Annotated in this window: 1 protein-coding gene; it reads left to right on the top strand. The window is 69.4% G+C overall.

Translation table 11 applies throughout. The features are described from left to right. Positions 1 to 281: methylenetetrahydrofolate reductase (locus tag EIK80_RS25765; RefSeq protein ID WP_199743651.1), on the top strand; the 281-nt coding region annotated here is incomplete at both ends.

Here is a 281-nt window from a genome sequence, read left to right as displayed (position 1 = left end):
CGCGTCTCGTTCGAGTTCTTCCCGCCCAAGACCCCGGCGATGGAAGAGAGCCTGTGGCAGGCGATCACCCGCCTGGCCCCGCTGGACCCGGCCTTCGTCTCGGTGACTGACGGCGCCGGCGGATCGACCCGCGAGCGCACGCACCGCACGGTCAAGCGCATCCTGGACGAAACGACTCTCAAGCCCGCCGCCCACCTGACCTGCTTCGGCGCCTCGCGCGACGGGGTCGACGAGGTGATCCGTGAGTACTGGGAGACGGGCGTTCGCCACATCGTCTCGCT

Origin of the sequence: Caulobacter sp. 602-1 (genome assembly GCF_003931565.1) — a bacterium.
Lineage (GTDB): Bacteria > Pseudomonadota > Alphaproteobacteria > Caulobacterales > Caulobacteraceae > Caulobacter.
Note: the sequence above shows the minus strand (reverse complement) of the source record. Positions and strands in the feature narration are given on the sequence as shown.